The organism is Kitasatospora atroaurantiaca (assembly GCF_007828955.1).
GTDB lineage: Bacteria > Actinomycetota > Actinomycetes > Streptomycetales > Streptomycetaceae > Kitasatospora > Kitasatospora atroaurantiaca.
This window is the reverse complement of sequence record NZ_VIVR01000001.1, coordinates 984394-1004703: the sequence shown is the minus strand read 5'-3', so window position 1 is coordinate 1004703 and position 20310 is coordinate 984394. Positions and strand designations below refer to the sequence as shown.

The 20310-nt window shown below is 71.7% G+C and carries 17 protein-coding genes; 9 read left to right on the top strand and 8 right to left on the bottom strand.

All coding sequences use genetic code 11. From position 1 onward, the window contains the following. Positions 1-47 precede the first annotated feature (47 nt). The 3 genes from FB465_RS04600 to FB465_RS04590 all read right to left on the bottom strand — a co-directional run bounded on the left by FB465_RS04600 (position 48) and on the right by FB465_RS04590 (position 2892). A complete protein-coding gene (locus tag FB465_RS04600; protein ID WP_211785936.1) occupies positions 48-1511 on the bottom strand; it encodes a sugar porter family MFS transporter in 1464 nt (487 codons plus the stop codon). A 93-nt stretch (positions 1512-1604) separates the two neighbouring features. Continuing rightward, on the bottom strand, positions 1605-2225 hold the full coding sequence (locus FB465_RS04595; RefSeq protein WP_145787830.1) for an FMN-binding negative transcriptional regulator: 621 nt from the start codon (positions 2223-2225) through the stop codon (positions 1605-1607). 13 nt (positions 2226-2238) lie between these two features. Beyond that, positions 2239-2892 carry a pyridoxamine 5'-phosphate oxidase family protein gene (locus tag FB465_RS04590; RefSeq protein ID WP_145787828.1) on the bottom strand — a complete coding sequence of 218 codons (654 nt, stop codon included), beginning with the start codon at positions 2890-2892 and terminating at the stop codon, positions 2239-2241. A 34-nt stretch (positions 2893-2926) separates the two neighbouring features. Between FB465_RS04590 and FB465_RS04585 the strand changes: the two genes are divergently transcribed. Continuing rightward, a complete protein-coding gene (locus FB465_RS04585) occupies positions 2927-4264 on the top strand; it encodes an aminotransferase class I/II-fold pyridoxal phosphate-dependent enzyme (protein WP_145787826.1) in 1338 nt (445 codons plus the stop codon). A 202-nt stretch (positions 4265-4466) separates the two neighbouring features. Further along, positions 4467-5612, top strand: coding sequence for a GDSL-type esterase/lipase family protein (locus FB465_RS04580; protein WP_246192506.1), 1146 nt, complete (start codon positions 4467-4469; stop codon positions 5610-5612). 3 nt (positions 5613-5615) lie between these two features. Here the strand turns inward: FB465_RS04580 and FB465_RS04575 are convergent, their stop codons facing one another. After that, positions 5616-7019 (bottom strand): glycoside hydrolase family 47 protein, encoded by a 1404-nt coding sequence (locus FB465_RS04575; RefSeq protein ID WP_145787824.1) that lies wholly within the window; start codon positions 7017-7019, stop codon positions 5616-5618. Between the two features lie 113 nt (positions 7020-7132). Next, a complete protein-coding gene (locus tag FB465_RS04570; protein ID WP_145787823.1) occupies positions 7133-8491 on the bottom strand; it encodes an NAD(P)/FAD-dependent oxidoreductase in 1359 nt (452 codons plus the stop codon). Between the two features lie 144 nt (positions 8492-8635). On the opposite strand from FB465_RS04570, the gene FB465_RS04565 reads away from it, so the two are divergent. The 4 genes from FB465_RS04565 to FB465_RS04550 all read left to right on the top strand — a co-directional run bounded on the left by FB465_RS04565 (position 8636) and on the right by FB465_RS04550 (position 13845). Continuing rightward, complete coding sequence (locus tag FB465_RS04565; protein WP_145787821.1) at positions 8636-9391, top strand: HipA family kinase; 756 nt, start codon at positions 8636-8638, stop codon at positions 9389-9391. Beyond that, complete coding sequence (locus tag FB465_RS04560) at positions 9388-9774, top strand: DUF3037 domain-containing protein (protein ID WP_145787819.1); 387 nt, start codon at positions 9388-9390, stop codon at positions 9772-9774. Before FB465_RS04565 ends, FB465_RS04560 begins: the two co-directional genes overlap by 4 nt. Positions 9775-9839: 65 nt before the next feature. Next, entirely contained in the window at positions 9840-10280 is a 441-nt protein-coding gene (locus tag FB465_RS04555) for a MarR family winged helix-turn-helix transcriptional regulator (protein ID WP_145787817.1), read from the top strand. Positions 10281-10449: 169 nt separating this feature from the next. Then, positions 10450-13845 (top strand): NACHT domain-containing protein, encoded by a 3396-nt coding sequence (locus FB465_RS04550; protein ID WP_145787816.1) that lies wholly within the window; start codon positions 10450-10452, stop codon positions 13843-13845. On the opposite strand, the gene FB465_RS04545 is transcribed toward FB465_RS04550, so the two are convergent. Beyond that, a complete protein-coding gene (locus tag FB465_RS04545; RefSeq protein WP_145787814.1) occupies positions 13846-14454 on the bottom strand; it encodes a TetR/AcrR family transcriptional regulator in 609 nt (202 codons plus the stop codon). A 62-nt stretch (positions 14455-14516) separates the two neighbouring features. Here FB465_RS04545 and FB465_RS04540 point away from each other — a divergent pair, with 62 nt between their 5' ends. Next, positions 14517-14999, top strand: a complete 483-nt coding sequence (locus FB465_RS04540; protein WP_145787812.1) for an SRPBCC family protein — start codon at positions 14517-14519, stop codon at positions 14997-14999. Between the two features lie 68 nt (positions 15000-15067). Then, positions 15068-16498, top strand: coding sequence for an adenylosuccinate lyase (gene purB / locus FB465_RS04535; RefSeq protein WP_145787810.1), 1431 nt, complete (start codon positions 15068-15070; stop codon positions 16496-16498). Between the two features lie 35 nt (positions 16499-16533). Here purB and FB465_RS04530 read toward each other — a convergent pair whose 3' ends face one another. Beyond that, on the bottom strand, positions 16534-18060 hold the full coding sequence (locus FB465_RS04530) for an MFS transporter (protein WP_246192505.1): 1527 nt from the start codon (positions 18058-18060) through the stop codon (positions 16534-16536). 146 nt (positions 18061-18206) lie between these two features. Between FB465_RS04530 and FB465_RS04525 the strand changes: the two genes are divergently transcribed. Continuing rightward, a complete protein-coding gene (locus FB465_RS04525) occupies positions 18207-18995 on the top strand; it encodes a S1 family peptidase (RefSeq protein WP_145787808.1) in 789 nt (262 codons plus the stop codon). Positions 18996-19048: 53 nt separating this feature from the next. Here FB465_RS04525 and FB465_RS04520 read toward each other — a convergent pair whose 3' ends face one another. Next, complete coding sequence (locus tag FB465_RS04520) at positions 19049-20179, bottom strand: helix-turn-helix transcriptional regulator (protein WP_170290499.1); 1131 nt, start codon at positions 20177-20179, stop codon at positions 19049-19051. Positions 20180-20310: the final 131 nt, after the last annotated feature.

The following is a 20310-nucleotide window of genomic DNA, read 5'->3' as shown; positions in this document are numbered from 1 at the left end:
GTGCCGGTGTCCGGCACCGACGCACGCCGATCGGGTGAGTGGTGGTTTCAGCCCATCTCCTCCAGTGCCCGGCCCTTGGTCTCCCGGATGCAGAGGGCCACGAAGGGGATGGAGAGCACCGCGAAGACCGCGTAGATCACATAGGTGGCCGACAGGTTCCAGTCGGAGAGGTTCGGAAAGCTCACCGTGATGGCCCAGTTGGCGATCCACTGGGCGGAGGCGGCCACCGACAGGGCCAGCGCGCGGATCTTGTTGGGGAACATCTCACCGAGCAGCACCCACACCACCACGCCCCAGGAGAAGGCGAAGCAGAACACGAAGACGTGCGCGGCGACCAGCGCCGCCGTGGCGTACGTGTCGGCGAGCGTCGCCGTGTCGCCCGTGCCGACCCGGTAGGAGAAGGCCCAGGCCGCCGTGCCGAGCGCCAGCGCCATGCCCGCCGACCCGGCGAGGGCGAGCGGCTTGCGGCCGATCCGGTCCACCAGGGCCATCGCGACCACCGTGCCGATCACGTTGATGATCGAAGTGGACAGGCTGATGAGCAGCGAGTTGCTCTCGTCGATACCGACCGACTGCCACAGGAAGGAGGAGTAGTAGAAGATCACGTTGATGCCGACGAACTGCTGGAAGACCGAGGCGCCGATGCCCACCCAGACGATCGGCAGCAGGCCGAACCGGCCGCTGAGCAGGTCCTTCGGCCTGGGCTTGTGCGTACTCTCCAGCACCGCCCGGATCTCGGCCACCCGGGCGTCGAGGTCGACGCCCGCGCCCTCCACCTCGGTCAGCACCTTGCGGGCCTCTTCCTCGCGGTGATCGGCGATCAGGAAGCGCGGCGACTCGGGGATGGCCAGCGCCATCAGCCCGTACACGATGGCCGGGATCGCCTCCACGCCGAGCATCCACTGCCATGCCTGCACCCCGCCGAGGTGCCCGGTGGACTCGCCGCCGGCCGCCTGGTTGAGCCCCCAGTTGGCGAGCTGCGAGACGGTGATGCCGAGCACGATGGCGAGCTGCTGGAACGAGGCGAGCCGCCCGCGGTACGCGGTGGGGGCCACCTCGGCGATGTACGTCGGTGCGATCACCGAGGCGATGCCGATCGCGATGCCGCCCACCACCCGCCAGAAGCCCAGCAGGCCGATGTTGGGCGGGAACATCGAGCCCACGCCGCTGATCGCGAACAGCACGGCGGCCAGCAGCATGGTCCTGACCCGGCCCAGGTGGTCGGCCAGCCGGCCGGCGGCCACCGCGCCGGCCGCCGAACCGAGCAGGGCGATCGCGACCACGAAGGCGGTCTCGCCGTTCCCGACGCCGAAGTGCTTCTGAATGCCCGTCACCGCACCGTTGATGACCGCGCTGTCGTAACCGAACAGGAAGCCGCCCATCGCGGCGGCCGCCGAGATGAAGACGACATGGCTGAGATGCGCCTCGCCGGCCCAGCGGGTCGGAGGGGTGGTGGACAGGAGGCGCTCCCGGGGTTCGGCGGCCCGCGCGCTCGGCCGGACGGAGAGGATCCGGCTCACATTCCATCAGCCTTACGTGCTCATTGCGCGTTATGCAGCTGATGAACCGAAATGTCGGATCCCGCCCACCCCTCGGAGGTGCCGTCAGCTCCGCAGCGCGTTGCGTCGGAGCAGCTGCGCCCGGGCGCCCGCGTCCAGCCCCTGGCCGCGCTCTGCCAGCCGGTCGGCCAGTGCGGCCTGCTGCTCGGCCGGCTTCTTGTCGTCGTACTTGAACTTGGCGTCGACCCGGCGGACCGTCAGTAGCAGCCCGCGGATGCCGGAGAGCAGTCTGCCGAACGGCTCCTCGCCCGGGGTGACCCGGGTGTCGGGCGTCTCCGGCTGGAAGTGCGCGAGCTGGCGGTTGAGGATCTCCGCCTTGCCCGCCGCGTCCTCGACGATCTCGGCGCTGCAGGAGAACTGGACGGAGGCGTAGTAGCTGGTCGGCGTCCCGGGCTCGCCGCGCCAGTGGCCGGGTGCGAAGGCGTAGTCGTCCGTGACCGACAGCGTCACGTGCGGGTCGGCCCGGACCGCGGCCCAGAGCGGGTTCGGGGTGGCCAGATGGAGCAGGATCTCACCGAGCTCGGCGTCCAGCACGAAGTGGGTGGGGACGAGCACCGGCCCGCTGCCGGCGGGGCCGTTGGCGGCCAGCAGGCCGAAGTCGCGCCCCGCCGCGAGCCACTCGCGCCACTCGGCCTCGCTGCCCCTGTCCCAGGACCTGATGAGCATGACCGGCCCTCCGTCAGCGGAAGTCGCGCAGATACGCGGGCAGCGGGACGGTGGTCGAGGCGTCCGGCACCGGGGTGCCGTGCACCGTCGAGACCGGGACCACACCCGCCCAGTACGGCAGCTCCAGGTCGGCCTCGTCGTCGTCCACCCCGTCGTCCCGGGTCTTCGCCGACACCTCGTCAAGCACCAGCCGTACCACCGCCGTCGCCGCCAGCTCCTTGGCGTTGGGCCGGCGGACGTCGCCCGAGCGGCCGGGGACGGAGTGGTCCACCAGGGCGTCCAGGGCCACCGCCAGCTCCTCCGGGTCGGTGACCTGCTGGGCGATGCCGTGGGCCACCACGGAGCGGAAGTTGACCGAGTGGTTGAACGCGGACTTGGCCAGCACCAGCCCGTCCACCAAGGTCACCGTGACGCACACCGGCATGCCCTGGTCGGCGCCGGCCCCGCGCAGCGGGCGGCTGCCCGTCGAGCCGTGCACGTAGAGGCGGTCGCCGACGCGGGCGTAGATGGTGGGCAGCACCACCGGCGCGCCGTTCGCCATGAAGCCGAGGTGGCAGATGTACGCGCTGTCCAGAATGGCGTGGATGGCCTCGCGCTCCCAGGTGGCCCGGTCGCGGTAGCGGGTCGGAGTGGTGCGTTCCGTACGGGCGTAGGTGGTGTCCGACATGACAACCTCTATGTACTAGTGCATAATTCCTTTTGTGCTAGGAGACTATCGGATCAAGGGTCGGCGTGCCAACGAGATTGCCGCCGACATCGAACACGCCGTCAGCAGTGGCGAGCTGCAGCCGGGCGCCGCACTCCCGCCGCTGCGCGACCTGGCCGGCGAGCTGGGCGTCAACCCCAACACCGTCGCGGCCGCCTACCGCCTGCTGCGCGACCGCGGGGTGATCGAGACGGCGGGCCGCAAGGGCAGCCGGGTCCGCCCGCGGCCCGCCACCACCCCGCGGGACCAGATCCGCATCCCCGTCCCGGCCGGAGCCCGGGACCTCTCCGACGGCAACCCCGACACCGCGCTGCTCCCCGCCCTGGCCCCCGCCATGGCCGTAGCGGCCGCCGCCGGCGACCGGGCCCCGGTGCTCTACGGGCACCCGCGGGCCGACCCCGAGCTGCTCGCCCTGGCCCGAGCCTCCTTCCTCGCGGACGGCGCCCCGGACGGCTCCCTGGCGGTCTGTTCCGGCGCGCTGGACACCATCGAGCGGATCCTCACCACCCAGCTGCGCCCGGGCGACCTGGTCGCCGTCGAGGACCCGGGCTGGGGCAGCGTGCTCGATCTGCTGCCCGCCCTCGGCCTGCGCCCCGCTTCCGTCCGGCTGGACGACGAGGGCCCGCTGCCCGACTCGCTGGCCGAGGCGCTCGCCGCCGGTGCCAGGGCCGTGATCGTCACCGTGCGCGCCCAGAACCCCACCGGCGCAGCCCTGACCCCGGCCCGCGCGGCGGCCCTGCGGGCGGTGCTCGCCGAGCATCCCGGGGTCCTGCTGATCGAGGACGACCACGGCCACGGCATCGTCGACCAGCCGTACCAGCCGCTCGCCACCGGCCGCTCCTCGCGGTGGGCGGTGATCCGCTCCGCGGCCAAGGCGTACGGGCCCGACCTGCGCCTCGCCGTGGCGATCGGCGACCAGGACACCATCGGCCGGGTCCTGGGCCGTCAGCGCCTGGACACCGGCTGGGTCAGCCTGCTGCTCCAGCGCACCGTCGCCGAGCTCTGGCGCACGGACGCGGCGCCCGTCCGTGAGGTGGCGGCCGCCTACCGCGCGCGCCGGGACGCCCTGTTGGCGGCCCTCGCGGCGCACGGGATCGAGGCGCACGGCGCCGGCGGGCTGAACGTCTGGGTGCCGGTGCCGGACGAGTCCGGGGTGGTGGCGGCCCTGGTCCAGCGGGGCTGGGTGGTGGCGCCCGGGGCGCGCTTCCGCCAGCAGTCGCCGCCCGGTGTACGGATCACCATCGCGACCCTCGCTCCCCGGGAGGCCCCGCAGTTGGCGGCCGACCTGGCGGCCGTCCTGGGGGCGTCCGGAGCGACCTCGAGGCTGATCTGACCCCTGATCTGACCCGAAGGGCGGGTGCCATACCGCCTGTAGTCGGACAATCACGCAGCAAAGGTCGTCCAAGAAACTTGTGTTGGATACCTAGCGGTAACAAGCGCGGTCATGTCACATTCATCGCGCCACCGGCCGGCGGCCCACCCTCACCCGAGCCTCCCGACCCCACTCACGGGAGGCCGTCAGCAGGAGTTCCGCCGTGCTCAAGAGCTGTCGAAGACTTACCTCCCTGCTTGCCACAGCGGCCCTCGCCGGCTCGCTGCTCGCCTTCGCCACCCCCGCCGAGGCCGCCACCGGCCCGACCGCCAGCGTCTCGATGGGGGACAGCTACATCTCCGGAGAGGCCGGTCGCTGGAAGGGCAACAGCGACACCACCAGCGGTGCCCGGGACGGCACCGACCGGTCCTGGACCGGCAGCACGTACGACCCCACCCGCGTCTACGGCAGCACGTATGCGAGCGGGTGCGACCGCTCGGACTCGGCCGAGGTGCGCAGTGCGCCCGTGGGTACCCAGACCCAGATCAACCTGGCCTGCTCGGGCGCCGTGACCGCCAACGTCTTCCGCGCCGCCAACGGCGGCCAGTCCTACAAGGGCGAGGCCCCGCAGGCGGACCAGCTCGCCACCGTCGCAGCGCAGAACAACGTCAAGCTGATCACCCTCTCGATCGGCGGCAACGACCTCGGCTTCGCCGACGTGATCGCGACCTGCGTGAAGGACTACCTGATCTGGTACTCCTACTGCAACGACGACCAGCAGACCGCCATCGACGCCAAGATGCCCGCGGCGATGGCCGGCGTCGGCAAGTCGATCGACGAGATCCGCGCCGTGATGTCCGCCGCGGGCTACGCCTCCGGCGACTACAGGATCGTGCTGCAGTCCTACCCCTCCCCGATCCCGCGCAGCACCGAGATGCGCTACCCCGAGAGCGGCTGGAGCCGGGCCGACACCGGCGGCTGCCCGTTCTGGGACGGCGACGCCGACTGGGCCCGCGACTCGATGGTCCCGCAGATCTCCGACGCACTCGCCGGGGTCGCGGCCGCCAAGGGCGTGCAGTTCATGGACCTGCGCGACATGCTGCAGGGACGTGAGGTCTGCGCCACGGCCTCCCGCCTCGCCACCCCGACCACCGCGCCCTCCGCCACCACCAGCGAGTGGGCACGCTTCGTGGACGCCGGCCTGAGCAGCCCGCAGGGCACCACCCAGGAGTCCATGCACCCGAACTACTACGGTCAGCTCGCCGTCGGCCGCTGCCTGACCCTGATGTACGCCAAGCCCTCCGGCAACTACAGCTGCCGCAACACGGCCGGCCAGGACGCGACCGGGATGTACCTGCTCGCCAAGTGACCGTCAGGTGCGCACGGCGCCGCGCAGCAGCTTCCCCTCGGTCGACAGCAGACCGGTGCGGTAGTCGAAGCGCGGCGCCGCCGCGAACATCAGGTACAGGTACTTGAAGTTCTCCGCGAACAGGTAGCCCGGCGTCAGATCCCCGAGCCGCATCCGGGAGGTGGTGACGTCCTCGGCCACCGTGTACCCGCCGGCCACCCGGAGGTTGGACTTCAGCCCCTGGAGGTAGCGGTACGCGCTCTGCTTGAACTCCACGTCCCCGGTGAGCCGCCAGAGGTCGAGGGAGGAGTTGACGTACTCGGGCCGCAGGTCGTTGCGGGCGTTGTGGATCTTCCCGGACTCGTAGTCGAAGGCCTCGGGCAGCACCCGGAAGGTGTCCAGCGTCGTCGTCCAGGAGCGGTAGTACTCGCGGGCGGTGGACAGGTCGCCGCCCTTGCCGAGCAGCCCGGCGTAGAACGAGCCCAGCTCCGACTGGGCGTGCCCGAGCGCCTTGCCGCTCGCGTAGTCGACCTGCCGGAAGTAGGTGTAGCCGTTCGGGCGCACCAGCTGGTACTTGAGCACGGCATTGGTCAACAGCCGGTACAGATCCCGGAGTTCCTGGTCGTCGAAGAGCTGGGAGCCCAGCCACAGGTACTCGTAGAAGGAGTCCACCGGAGGGTTCGGCGCGCACGAGGTGGTGTCGGTCCAGCGCCCCGACTCCACGTTCAGCGTGGTGCCCAGCAACCCCAGCGAGGAGCGCCGCGCCGCCACCGCCAGGCTGGCGCGCTTGGCCCTGCTCCAGTACTTGTCGTCACCCGTCAGCCGGGAGAGCACACCGAACTCCGCCAGGTTGGTGCCGATCTCGGCGAGCGGGCTGGTGGCGCCGGAGACCGCGCCGGTGCGCAGGTTGACGTAGCGGTACGGCATCTCGGTGGGGGACTTGGTGAAGGCCGGCAGCAGGCGGTCGGCGAGTGTCCTGCAGAGGGACAGCAGCTTCGGGCGGCCGGTGCACAGATAGCCCGCCAGCAGGCCGCCGACCAGGCGGATCACCACCTCGAAGACCTGGACCTCGGCGTCGACGGTGGGGTCGAAGTGCGCCTCGATCCAGTCCGCCGCGAGTTTCACCTCGTCGTCCAGCTCCATCAGCCAGAGGGTGTCCAGCGCCTCGACGATCGACAGCCCGAAGGTGTGGCCGCCGGCGAAGAAGTCGTGCCGCCCGCCGGAGACCGGCCGGACTTCGTCGTAGCCCCAGGCGGCCCGCTTGTACCCCTCCCAGCAGTGCAGGAACTCGTCCCGCACCTCCTTGGCGATCGCGGCGTCCGTGGGCAGATCGGCGGCACGGGCGGGCCGGCTGGCGGCCGCGCCGGCGGTGGCCACGGCGGCGGCTCCGAGGACGGCACGGCGGCGGGGCAGAGAGACAGGGTGCATGGCGCCGGAGGCTAGCGGTCCGCCTGTCTCCCGTACACGAAGCGCCCCGCCCGCGTGTCGGCGCTCCCGCCCAGGTCAGGACGGGAGCGCCGGTACGATCAGCGGAGGATGGTTCACCCTTTTGCCAGCAGGGCCTGGGCGTGCGCGCGGACTTGATCCTTCGTCAGATAGGCGTCGGTGTACTCGAAGTCGCGCAGCCGGGCGGGCTGTCGGGCCAGGAAGCCGGTCCGGACGAAGTCGTCGCCGGCGGTGGCGTTGAGCAGCCAGTTGGCGCCGACCCGGAACTTCGCGGCGTTGGTCCGCATCGCCATCAGGTGATAGCCGCGGGCGACCAACTGGGCCGGGATTCCCTTGAGTTCGACGCCGATCGGCTTGGACACCGCGTCCTTGCCGCCGAGGTCGACCACCAGGCCGAGGTCCTTGTGGTAGTACGGCTCCAGCGGCTGGTTGCGCAGCGCCGCCACCAGGTTGTCGGCCACCGCCCGTCCCTGACGGGCCGAGTGCTGGGCGGTCGGCGGGCAGACCGCGCCGTCCCCCTTGGCAAGATCCGGTACGGCGGCCGCGTCGCCGAGCGCGAAGACGCCCTCGAACTGCGGTACCCGCATCTCGGCCGTCACCGCGATCCTGCCCCGGACCGTCTCCGCGTCCAGGGTGCCGATCAGCGGGCTGGCGGCGACGCCGGCCGTCCAGATCAGCGTGCGGCTCGGCAGCACCCGGCCGTCGGTGAACTTCACCGACTCCGCGCCGACTTCGGCGACCGAGACGCCGAGCGAGACCTCGATTCCGCGCTCCCGCAGTACCTGCAGAGCGGTGCTGCCCAGCTTGTCGCCCAGTTCGGGCATCAGCTTGGGGGCGATGTCGATCAGGTGCCACTTGATCTGGCGCGGGTCCAGACGCGGGTAGCGCTTGGTCGCGGCGGTGGTGAGCCGCTGCAGGCAGGCCGCCGTCTCGGTGCCGGCGTAGCCACCGCCGACCACCACGAACTGCAGCCGGGACTCGCGCTCGTGCTGGTCCAGCGTGGCCGAGGCGAGGTCGAGTTGGGCGATCACATGGTCACGGACGTACGTCGCCTCGGCGAGCGTCTTCATCCCGCGCGCGTAGTCGGTCAGGCCCGGGATGTCGAAGGTGCGGGTCACGCTGCCCGGCGCGAGCACCAGGTAGTCGTACCGCTCCGCCACCACCTCGTCGGTGATCTTCCGGACCACGCAGACCTTGGAGCGCGGATCGATGCCGATCGCACCGCCCGGGACGATATGGGTGCGGCGCAGCGTGCGGCGCAGCGAGACCGCCACCGACTGCGGGGTCAGCACCCCGGCCGCGACGTGCGGCAGCAGCGGCAGATAGAGCTGGTAACTGAACGGCGTGACCAGGGAGATCTCCGCCTCCGAGGATGCGAGCTTGCGCTCGAGCCGGCGTGCGCACTCCAGACCGGCGAAGCCACCGCCGACTATCAGGATCCGAGGTCGCTCCATCGTTCTTCCCTTACCTGTGCTGGTCCGTGCCGTACCAGGACAACTGTTCGCCACACTCGCACGGTCCCCGGGGCGCTGCCACCGCAGCGCCGCGCAGGGGGGATGCGGGCGAGCGGGTGGCCGAGGAATCGATAGGGTGGGCGGGTGCTCCCCGAGGTGACGGCGGTCCGGTATGTGACGCCACTGCGAGAAGGCGGCTCGATGCCGGGCCTGGTCGAGGCGGACGACCACCGGCTCTACGTACTGAAGTGGTCCGGCGCGGCGCAGGGCCGGAAGGCGCTGATCGCCGAGGTGCTGGCCGGTGAGCTGGGCCGGCGGATCGGGTTGCCGGTGCCCGAGCTGGTGCGGCTCGACCTCGATCCGGTGCTGGCCCGCAGCGAGCCCGAGCAGCAGATCCAGGACCAGATCCGGGCCAGCGGTGGTGTGAACCTGGGGATGGCCTTCGTCAGCGGCGCGCTCAACTTCGACCCGCTCTGCTTCGACGTGGACCCGGCGCAGGCCGGGCGGGTGCTCTGGTTCGACGCGCTGATCGGCAACGTCGACCGCTCCTGGCGCAACCCCAACCTGCTGGTCGCCACCGGCGGGCTGCGCCTGATCGACCACGGCGCCAGCCTGATCTTCCACCACCACTGGGCAGGCGCGGCCGGCTGGACCAGGAAGCCGTACGACGCCTCCGACCACGCCCTGCTGCGTGCCGCGCCGGACCTCAAGGCCGCGGACGACGAGCTGGCCCCGCAGGCCGTGGCGGCGCTGGCCGGGGCGGTGGCGGCGATCCCGGAGGAGTGGCTGCTGGACGAGCCCGGCTTCGAGACGGCCGAGGCGGTGCGGGAGGCGTACACCGCCCAGCTGACGGCCCGGCTGGCGGGCCCGCGCGACTGGCTGCCGGAGGTGCCCTCGTGACGAGTCGACTGCACGACTACGAGTACGCGGTGATCCGGGCCGTGCCCCGGGTCGAACGGGGGGAGTGCATCAACATCGGGGTGCTCCTCTACTGCCGGCAGAACGCGCACCTCGGCGCCCGCACCCATCTCGACCAGGCCCGGCTGCTGGCCCTGGACCCGGTGGCGGACGTCGCGGGCGTCCGGCGGGCGCTGTACGGGATCGAGGCCGTCTGCTCGGGCGGCCGGGAGGCGGGACCGGCCGCCGCCGACAGCCCCGGGCAGCGGTTCCGCTGGCTCACCGCGCCGCGCAGCGCGGTCGTCCAGCCGGGGCCGGTGCACACCGGCCTGACGGCCGACCCGGAGGCCGAGCTGCGACGGCTCTTCGAGCAGCTGGTGCTCTGAGGCAGCTGCTGCTTGCCCCGGTCAAAGCTGGAGTAACTGAAGCAGTTGTGCGTACCCTGGCGACCATGGGCCCCACAGCGACCACCACCGCACCGACCACCGCCGATCTGATGGAGACGGTGGCAGCAGTCGGCGCCGCCTACTTCCAGGACTTCGCCGCGGCCGCAGGCCGGCACGGGCTGAACTCCTCACAGGCCAAGGCGCTCAAGGCGGTCCAGGTACCGGTGCCGATGCGGGCGCTGGCCGGGCGGCTGGGCTGTGACGCCTCCAACGTCACCGGCATCGTGGACCGGCTGGAGGCCCTCGGGCTCGCTCGGCGCGAGGCTGCGGCGAGCGACCGCCGCGTCAAGATCGTCGCGATCACCGACCGGGGCCACGAGGTGCTGACCCTGATCCGCGACGACATGACCCGCGCCCACGAGGCCTTCGCCTCCCTCGACGAGGACCAGCGGATCGCCCTGGACTCCCTCTGCCGCCAGGTCCTGCCCCTGCTGACGGGTCGCTGACCGGGACGGTTTCATCCGCATGGCGAGATCATCTGGTTTACATCCCGCCTGATCGGTGTTTCGATGGAACTGAGGCGCGCTCAGATTCTCGAGCGGACACGCCAAGTGACACCTGCATCTTTTTTCGGATGACCCGTGTTCTGTTCTCCGGACGCCATGGGATATCACGATGAGCAACGCCACGCGGCAGCCAGGGGGAAAGGTCGAACCGCGCGCTGCACCTCGCCTGGTCCGTCTGCGGCGGCTGGCGCACGCCATCGCCAGGCGGATCCGGCGCTTCGTGCGGGTGGCCCACCTGCGCCTGGTGGCGCGGCGGAAGGTGGTCCGGGGCGGATTCCCCTTCTCCTGGTACACCGTCCGGAAATACCTCGAGATGCTCCCTGCGCTGATCTTCCTGATTTTCATCGGATATTCCGTGTACAGCATCGTCGAGGGCCGGAAGGGCGTCATCGAGAGACGCTGTTCGGACGCCGGCGGTGCCTGCGGTGTCGTCCTCGGATTCGTCTCGCCGTTCCTGTCCTTGGCCTTGGCGACCACCGCCTTCCTGCTCTATCGCTATTGGAAGATCAGGCGGCCGATCGTTAGGAAGGCCAAGCACCGGCCGAGCGAGCTGGTGACGACCGCGGGCAAGGGCGTCGAGCAGGTGGTCGGCCGCAGGGAGCTGTGCACGGTCATCTCCCACGTGCTGCGTGACCGCCGCAACCGGCGGCCGTGTCTGCTCGTCGGGAGTGTGGGTGCCGGTAAGACCGCGGTGCTCGTCCAGCTCACCCAGATGCTGGCCGAGAACGGGCGGGTGCCCATTCCGGTCCGGCTCCGGGACGTCGGTACGGACGGCGCCAAACTGGACTTCCGCGAGCTCGCGCAGCAGCGGTTCTACGAGGAGGCCGACCCCGGCGGGCTGTTGTCGGGCGAGCAGTGCGCGAAGGTCTGGCGGCAGTTGTGCAGTGACGGCCGGGCCGTGGTCCTCGCGGACGGCCTGGAGGAGGCCCTCACCTCGGACGATCAGAAGCGGGACCGGGACAACGCCATCCGGCGTGCCATCCAACGGGCGGAGCGGCAGAAGCTCCCGCTCGTCATCGCCTCGCGGCCGCACGCGCCGCTGGAGGAGACCCAGGCCTCGATCATCGATCTGGAACCGCTCTCCGAAGAGGCGGCCCTGGACTACCTCACCAGCGACGACCCCGACCCGGACAGCCACCGGCTGGACTGGATCGTGGAGACGGCCGTGGTCTCCGAGTCGCCGTTGTACATGCAGCTCGCCCGGCAGCTGCGGCGGCACCATCTGCTGGAGCACATAGAGCGGGGCAAGATCTGGGATCAGCTCGACACCCGGAGCGGCGACAGTTCGACGCTGAGGCTGCGCCTGCTCGAGGCCTGGGAGAAGGCACTGGTCAAGGGGCACCTCCGGGAGGAGGTCGCGCTCCCCGAGGACGAGCGCAAGAAGACCGTCGAGACGATCGCCATCCTGGCCACCATCGGACTGCTGCAGGATCGGCTGGAAGTGGGCTTCAACGAACTGACCAAGCCGAGCGAGGAGCTCGCCGGCCCGGTCGGAGTCCTGCAGAAGAAGCTGAGCGCCCTGCTCGACATGGACCTCGGCCGCTGTCAGAGTCTGCTGGCCCTGTATGCCTCCCGAGGGGAGCAGCTCGGCCTGGTCGAGTCGCTCGGCGACCGGATCCGCTTCCCGCACAGCATCATCCAGGCCTATCTCGGGTCCCGGTACCTGGGTGAGGTGCCCGACGGGCTGGACACCTCACTCCGCGGGGACCGGCTCGGGCGCGAGCTGCTGATCGCGCTCGTCCTGAGATCCTGCGCAGACGAAAGGTCGGCGACCGACGAAACCGCGCGGAAGCTCCTGAAGGCGGCCAACAGGCGCAAGGACGCCAAGGCGCTCGACCTCTACGCCGCGGCGCTGGAGGTGGATCTCCACGCGCAGCAGTTCATGCCGGACAGACCGGTGTCGATTCACGGGAAGATCGCCAACAATCTGCGCGGCAGCTGGTCGGACATCATGTCAGGGGATCGGAGAACATTGGACGAGGCGAGGGGCCGCCTCATCCACCGGTTCGGCGAGGTGCTCCGGGAGATCAGCCGGCTGGCGGACGCCAAGGAGTGGCCGGTCGCATCGGGCGAACCGGCCTACAAGCAATTCTTCAAGCTCGCGACCCAGGAGCCGTCCTATGCGCTGCGGCTGGCGATCGCTCAGGAGATCGGGGCCGGCGGTGACACCGCCTTCGACATGCTCCGGGAACTCTTCCGTTCGGAGCGCCGTACCGAGGGCGACGACCCGGTGGAGCAGTACAAGCAGGTCATGGAGGAGCACCGGACGCTGGAGCGTCTGCACAGCGACGCGACGATCCGGCCCGGACCCGACCTGGCCGACCGGCGCGCCCAGTACCCGAGCAATGTGCAGAAGGTCGAGGAGCTCCGCAGGGAGAAGTGGCGCGAGTACGCCACCCGGGCCTGGCTGGTTCCCATGATCGTGGGGTCGGTCGGGGTCGAGCGCCGGGGCGAGGCAAAGGAGCGCCTGAGCCTGTGGCTGAAGCACCTGGACCCGGCGATGTCCCCGAGCGGCCGTGCCGACCTGCCGCTCTCCTTCGAGATTGCCCTTGCACAGGGCTTCAAGAGCGCCGCCAACCGCCGCCGGCGCCACCCGGACACCAACAACGAGGCACGCGAGTATCTCGTCGAGCAGGCGGAGACCATGCTGGCCCGGGCCCGGTTCTGGTTCTCCCAGCTCACCCTGATCCACGCGCTGTGCCTGTGGGAGCTGCCCGACCACACCGGGCGGACGCCGCCGGGCGAGAACCGGAGCAGCGGCTCCGTCCGATGGCGCCACCCCAAGGCCGATCCGCAGGACGCGGTGGAGCGCTGGCTCCGGATGGCCGGCAGCGACCGGGCTGCCGTCGATCGCCGCGTGGAGGACCAGGGCCGTAAGGGCGAGCGGCTGCACCCGTTCGTCGCCCGCGCGGCGCGGTTGGCCGTCCTGGCGCTGGAGACCGGCCGCCCCGAGCAGTACATCTGGATCGACGAGAAGGGGGCGATGGAGAACGTCGGATCGTGCCCGGGCGACCCGCAGTTCTACCGGAAGCACAATCTCTGGATCCCGTCGTCGGTCGGCTGGACCACGCTCGACCCCCGGGCGCAGCAGCTGCTCGCGGACGTCCTGCTGCTCATCAACCTCACCGAACGCAACGGTGAGCCGGAGGAGCTGGACACCCGCCTGGAGCGGGCGAACCGCAACTCGCTGCCGCCGTGCCTGACCAAGGACCGCAGGCCGCTCCAGCCCGAGCGCACCATCGGCATGGCCGAGGTCGCCGAGCCGGGGAACACCTGCCTGCGCGACTGCCCGTTCGAACTCTGCCCGTACCCGCCCAAGGGCGAGCGGCCTCGCGCCGAACTGCGTGAGGTGTTCTGCCGGCAGCAGGAGGCGCTGCTGGGCTCGCACCGCGGCTGGATACCCGTGCTGGGCCGCAGGCGCGCTCCCTGGCAGGGCATGACCTGCAAGGAGCTCCGCCGCTTCTGGGCGGCGATGGCGGTACGCACGCACACCCCCAGGTCGTGACTAGGGCCCACCGTCTCCGATCAGGCCGTCTCCGATCAGGTCGGCGACGCAGCATTCGGCCAGTTCCTCGGCGTGGCCGGGAAGGGGCCGGCCGTTGCGCAGGTGGCGGCGGACGATGGCGAGCGGCAGGTCGATGACGGCCAGGGAGATGCGCTCGGCCTCCACGGCGGTGGTGGCGCCGAGGCTCTCGGCGAGCTGGGCGACGGCGCCGAACACCCGGCGGTTGCCGTGCTGTGCGCGCCGGGTGTGCTCCTCGGGCCACTCGTCCCGGCCGAACTCGTCCGGCCCGTGGAGCAGCAGGGAGGCCTCCTGCGGGTGGGCCCGGCTCCAGGAGACGACGTGGCGGGCGGCCGCCGCCGCGGCCCGGTGCGGCTCGGGCGCGGAGTCGAGCGCGGCGAGGTAACTCTCCTGGAACCGGCCGACGGTGCGCAGCCAGAGCTCGGCCAGCAGCACCACGCGCTGCGGGAACCGGTGGTACACCGAGCCGTTGGGCGCGCCGCTCTCCTTGGCGACCGCCGCCATCGTCACCGCAGCAGGCCCCGCCGCTGCCGCCAGTCGCACGGCCGCGTCGAGGAGAACGGATTCGTCGTACCGGGGTGGCCTCGCCATGTAATGGAGAGTACTCTCCAATTGAATTGGATGGACCACTCCAAAACGACGGGGAGGCCGCCATGGCGGTGCTCAACATCCACGAACGCGTACTCCCGGCGACCGAGGACGAGGTCGGCGCACTCCTCGACAGCCTGGCGAGCGAGGACGACGTGCTCTGGCCGGTCCCGGACTGGCCCCCGATGCGCCTGGACGGGGGCCTGGCGGCGGGCTCGGCCGGAGGGCACGGGCCGGTGCGCTACACGGTGGCCGCGTACGTGCCCGGCCGATGGGTGCGCTTCGCTTTCACCGGACCGCGCGGCTTCCACGGCTTCCACGAGTACTCCGTCCACGCGACGGACGGGGGCGGTACGACGCTGCGCCACACCCTCGCCATGAAGGCCCGCGGCCCCGCCCGGCTGACCTGGCCGCTGGCCTTCCGCCGACTGCACGACGCCTGCCTCGAGGACAGCCTCGACCGTGCGGAGCGGGCCGTCACGGGCACGGTCCGCCGCCCGGCCCGCTGGAGCCCGTACGTCCGGCTGCTGCGGAGCTCGATACGCTGAGCCGCGCGCGGCGGCAGCGGTCGAGCCGCCGCGAGCGGGGCTGACCTCGACTGTTAGGCTTGCGAAGCGTGAGCGCGAAGCCCCAGATCCCCAATGTCCTGGCCTCCCGGTACGCCTCGGCGACCCTGGCCCAGCTGTGGTCCCCCGAGCACAAGGTGGTCCTCGAGCGCCACCTGTGGCTCGCCGTCCTGAAGGCCCAGCAGGACCTCGGCATCGAGGTACCCGCGACCGCCGTCGCCGACTACGAGCGGGTCGTCGACCAGGTCGACCTCGACTCGATCGCCGCCCGTGAGCGGGTCACCCGGCACGACGTCAAGGCCCGGATCGAGGAGTTCAGCGAGCTCGCCGGTCACGAGCAGATCCACAAGGGCATGACCTCTCGGGACCTCACCGAGAACGTCGAGCAGCTGCAGATCCGCCAGTCCCTGGAGCACGTCCGCGACCGTACGGTGGCGGTGCTCGTCCGCCTCGGCAGGCTCGCCGCCCAGCACGCCGAGCTGGTCATGGCCGGCCGCTCGCACAACGTCGCCGCCCAGGCCACCACCCTCGGCAAGCGCTTCGCGACCACCGCCGACGAGCTGCTGGTCGCCTTCAACCGCCTCGAGGAGCTGATCGCCCGCTACCCGCTGCGCGGGATCAAGGGCCCGGTCGGCACCGCCCAGGACATGCTCGACCTGCTCGGCGGGGACGCCGAGAAGCTCGCCGAGCTGGAGCAGCGCGTCGCCGGCCACCTCGGCTTCGACAACGTGCTCACCAGCGTCGGCCAGGTCTACCCGCGCTCGCTGGACTTCGAGGTGCTCTCCGCCCTCGTCCAGCTCTCCGCCGCGCCGTCCAGCCTCGCCAAGACCATCCGCCTGATGGCCGGGCACGAGCTGGTCACCGAGGGCTTCAAGGCCGGCCAGGTCGGCTCGTCCGCGATGCCGCACAAGATGAACACCCGCTCCTGCGAGCGCGTCAACGGCCTGGCCGTCATCCTGCGCGGGTACGCGTCGATGACCGCCGAGCTGGGCGGCGACCAGTGGAACGAGGGCGACGTCTCCTGCTCGGTGGTCCGCCGGGTCGCGCTGCCGGACGCCTTCTTCGCCTTCGACGGCCTGCTGGAGACCTTCCTGACCGTCCTCGACGAGTTCGGCGCCTTCCCCGCCGTCATCGAGGCCGAGCTGGACCGCTACCTGCCGTTCCTGGCCACCACCAAGGTCCTGATGGGCGCGGTGCGGGCGGGCGTCGGCCGGGAGGCCGCGCACGAGGTCATCAAGGAGCACGCCGTCGGCTCGGCGCTCGCGATGCGCGAGGGCGCGCGGGAGAACGCGCTGCTCGACCGGCTCGGCAGCGACGACCGGATCCCGCTGGACCGGGCCGCGCTGGACGCGCTGCTCGCCGACCGGCTCTCCTTCACCGGCGCGGCCGGTGCCCAGGTCGCCGAGGTCGTCCGCCGTGTCGAGGCCGTCGCCGCCGCGCACCCGGAGGCCGCGAAGTACGCCCCGGGCGACATCCTCTGAGGCTCGGCCCACCCGCGCCCCTGTAGGAAGCAGCTCTAGTGCCCCGAAGGCTCCGCCCGTCTGTGGTGGGCGGCGCCGTCGGGGCACTCGTGTCCGGGGTCGAGCGGTGGGGTGGGCGGCCCGGAGTACCACTCGCAGTCCGGCTCGGCCAGGGGCTCCTCGTGGTCCAGTACGTTGGTGCGTACGGTCGCCAGGGCCAGCAGGCCGCCCGCCGTCAGCAGGCCCGCGCAGATCAGCATCGCCGTCCGGAAGGCGTCGTCCACCTCGGCCGGCACCTGGTACGCCTCGCCGCTCAGGCCCGACAGCGCGGGCAGGGCCGCCACCGCGAGCAGTCCGGCGGCGCGGGCGGCGGCGTTGTTGACCCCGCTCGCGATGCCCGCCCGGCGCACCTCCACAGCGGCCAGCACGGTCGCCGTCAGCGGCGCCACCAGCACCGTGATCCCCATGCCCATGACCACCACGGCCGGCAGCACGTCCGTCCAGTAGGAGGCGCCGGGCCCGATCCGCAGCATCATCAGCACCCCGGCCGCGCAGAGCAGCGGCCCCAGGCAGAGCGGCAGTCGCGGGCCGACGAGGCGGCTCAGCTTCCCGGCCCGGCCGGAGAACGCGAGCATCAGCAGCGTGATCGGCACCAGCGCGAAGCCGGAGGCCAGCGGTGTGAAGCCCGAGACGATCTGCAGCTGCACCACCAGGAACAGGAACACCCCGCTGAAGGCCGCGTACACACACAGCGTCACCACGTTGACCGCCGTGAACAGCCGGGACGAGAACAGTTCGAGCGGCAGCATCGGGTCGGGGCTGCGCCGTTCGACCGCGACGAAGACGACGCCGAGCACCAGCCCGGCCACGCCGGCCAGCAGCGACAGCCCCCGGCCGCCCTCGGTGAGTGCGTACGTGACGCCGCCGAGGGCCAGCGCCGCCAGCACCGCGCCCCGTACGTCGAAGTGGCCGCTCGCGGTCTCGTCCCGGCTCTCCGGTACGTGACGCGCCGTCACCGCGACGACCACGGCGGCCAGCGGGACGTTGAGCAGGAAGATCCACCGCCAGCCGGGACCGCCGACCAGCCAGCCGCCGAGGAAGGGGCCGACCGCCGCCGCCACGCCGCCCAGGCCCGCCCAGACGCCGACCGCCCCTGAACGGTCGTCCGGCCGGAAGGTCGCCTGCAGCATGGCGAGCGAACCAGGGGTGAGCAGTGCGCCGCCGACGCCCTGCAGGGCGCGCGCCAGGACCAGGAGCTCGATGTTCGGCGCCGCCGCGCACAGCGCCGAGGCCGTCGCGAACCAGCAGACACCGATCAGGAAGACCCGCCGCCGCCCGTACCGGTCGCTGAGCGAGCCGCCCAGCAGGATCAGACCGGCCAGGGTGAGCAGGTAGGCGTTGACCGTCCACTGCAGTGCGGCGATGGAGGCGCCGAGGTCGACGCCGATCCGGGGGAGCGCGACGTTCACCACCGTGCCGTCGAGCATCGCCATGCCGGAGCCCAGCACCGTCGCGAGCAGTACCCACCGCCCCTGCGTCGTACCGAGCCGTAGGGTGCCCGCGCCCTGCTCTTCTGCTTCCACGCCCCGATCCTGCTCCTGTCGGGGGCCGATTGCACCCCGATCGGCGCCGGCGTTCTGCCAGATTCCGATGGCAGGGCCCGGCCCCTGTCGGACCGGGTGTGCGCGCCTCGATGCTGATTCCTCAGGTACCTGTCAAGGAGGAACAGATGAGACGTCAGCTGGCACGTTGGTTCACGGTGGCGGCGAGCGCGGTCTTCGCCGTCGGCGCCCTGGTGCTCCCCGCGCAGGCCGCTTCCTCGCCGTCGCCGAGTGTGGTGGGCGGGACGCGGGCGAGCCAGGGAGAGTTCCCGTTCATGGTGCGGCTCTCGATGGGCTGTGGCGGTGCCCTGTACACCCGGCAGATCGTGCTGACGGCGGCCCACTGCGTCGACGGCACCGGGTCCAACACGGGCATCACCGCGACCGTGGGCGTGGTGGACCTCAGGAGCGGCAGCGCGATCAAGGTCAAGTCCACGTACGTGTACCAGTCCCCGTCCTTCACCGGCGCGGAGAACGGCAACGACTGGGCGCTGATCAAGCTGGCCTCGCCGGTGACCAGCAGCTCGGTCACCACGCTGCCGATAGCCACCAGCAGCGCCTACGACAGCGGTACCTTCACCATCGCGGGCTGGGGCGCCACCCGGGAGGGCGGCGGCCAGCAGCGCTACCTGCAGAAGGCGACCGTGCCCTTCGTCGACGACTCCACGTGCAGCTCGGCCTACCCGGGCCTGGTCACCAACGCCTCGATCTGCGCCGGCTATGTCGACGCGGGCGGCGTGGACACCTGCCAGGGTGACTCCGGCGGCCCGATGTTCCGGCGTGACGGGTCGGGCAGCTGGATCCAGGTCGGCATCACCAGCTGGGGCCAGGGCTGCGCGGAGGCCGGCTACCCCGGGGTGTACACCCAGGTGAGCACCTACGCCTCGGCCATCGCTGCGGCGGCCGCCAAGCTCTGACCGTGACCTCGTGGTGCCCCCTCCCCGGAGGGGGCACCACGGCGTCGGTGCCGTCAGGCCGAGACGCGGTGGCGGGCGAGCCAGGCCTCGGCCTGCCGCCGTTCCTGCGCCACCCGCCCGCCGGTGCTCTCCGCGACCCGTCCCAGCGTCGCGGCCGCGGCCTCGGGCTCGCCGGCCCAGGCGTACGCGCCGGCCAGCCGGGCGGTCACCAGGGCTCTGAAGTGATCCTTCTCGACGGGCAGTTGGGCCAGGGCGTCGAGCAGGCCCGTGACCGCGGCCCGGGCGTGCGCGCGGCGGCCCGTCCGCACCGCCAGGTCCCGGTGGCAGGTGCCGTGTGCGACGGAGAGCACCGCGTCGGCCTCGCCCGCCCAGCGCTGCGCGGCTCGGCTCCGGGCAGCCGCCTCGGTGAGCGCGGCCGCCTCCTCGAGTGCCCGCTGGGTGCCCGAGCGGTCACCGGCCAGTGCAAGGCCGCGGGCCCGGGCGATTGCTGCGCGGGCCTGCAGGGCGGGCCGTCCGCGTGCCGTCTCGTACGCCGCCGCGGCCGAGGCGATCGCGGCGGCGGAGTGGCCGCAGGACCAGTGCACCGCGCTCTGCCGGGCCAGGAGAAGGCACGTCGTCCCGGAGTCCCCGGCGGAGGCGGCGAACTCACGCCCGTGCTCGTACCAGACGAGCGCCCGCCCGTACTCGGCGTCGTCGAAGCGGGCCCAGCCCGCGAGTTCGGCGTATCTGGCGGCCAGGGAGGACAGTCGGGCCCGCGCCGCCGGCTGCGCGCCGCGCTGCTGGCGGGCGATCAGGCGGATGTGATGCTCCAGGACGTCGACCAGGGCGCGGCCGCCCATCGCCTGCCCGGCGGCGCGGTAGGCGTCCAGCAGCTGCTCCATGCCGTCGACGGGAGCCGGGGTGGCCAGGGCGCGGCCGCGCTGGGCGAGCCGCTGCCGCTCCTGCTCGACCTGCGGCCAGAGCTCTGCCAACTCCCCGTCGGTGCCGAGAAGTTCGTCGATCCGCTCGGCCATTCCCGCGGGTGGCCAGCGGCGGGTGTTCTCGACCCGGCTGATGTGGGAGTCGTCGTACCCGAGGCGCCGGCCGAGCTCCGCCTGGCTGAGCCCGCGCAGGCGGCGCCAGTGTCGTAATCGCGAGCCGAAGCGGGAGCGGGCCGAGCCGGACACGTGCAGGCTGAGGGACACGGGACCTCCAGTGGGGTGGACGGACCGTTGGGAGCCTCGCAAAGAATTGTCATGGACAGGTATCCCCGTGATGCCGAGAACGTCAAACCGCCGCGACCGGAAGGGGCGGTCGCGGCGGGACGGGCGGCTGT